This is a genomic window from Methylobacterium mesophilicum (assembly GCF_022179445.1).
Classification (GTDB): Bacteria; Pseudomonadota; Alphaproteobacteria; order Rhizobiales; family Beijerinckiaceae; genus Methylobacterium; species Methylobacterium mesophilicum.
In genome coordinates this window covers 1-273 of the sequence record NZ_BPQU01000120.1, presented here as the reverse complement: position 1 = coordinate 273, position 273 = coordinate 1, and the positions used below count along the sequence as shown (strand labels likewise).

Annotated in this window: 1 protein-coding gene; it reads right to left on the bottom strand. The window is 69.2% G+C overall.

Translation table 11 applies throughout. The features are described from left to right. Positions 1 to 36: 36 nt before the first annotated feature. On the bottom strand, positions 37 to 273 hold a 237-nt coding region (locus tag MFF40_RS28470; RefSeq protein WP_283206126.1), incomplete at its 5' end, for an SDR family NAD(P)-dependent oxidoreductase.

The window sequence follows — 273 nt, the reverse complement described above, 5'->3', positions numbered from 1 at the left end:
TGCCCCCCAGTCAACCCGGATGCCGTGCCCGGCATATTAGAAAGCCAAGCAGGCGGTGAGCGCGTTCACCCCGCCCTTGGCGGCGGCGTACGGGATCTGCCCGATCTGCCCCTCGTACGCCGCGATCGACGCGGTGTTGACGATGACGCCCCGGTCGCCGTCGACCGCCTCCTGGCGTGCGATGGCCGCGGCCGCCAGGCGCATGACGTTGAAGACGGCCGTGAGGTAGAAGTCGATGGTCTTCCGGAAGCCCGCGAGGTCCAGGGGTTCGCC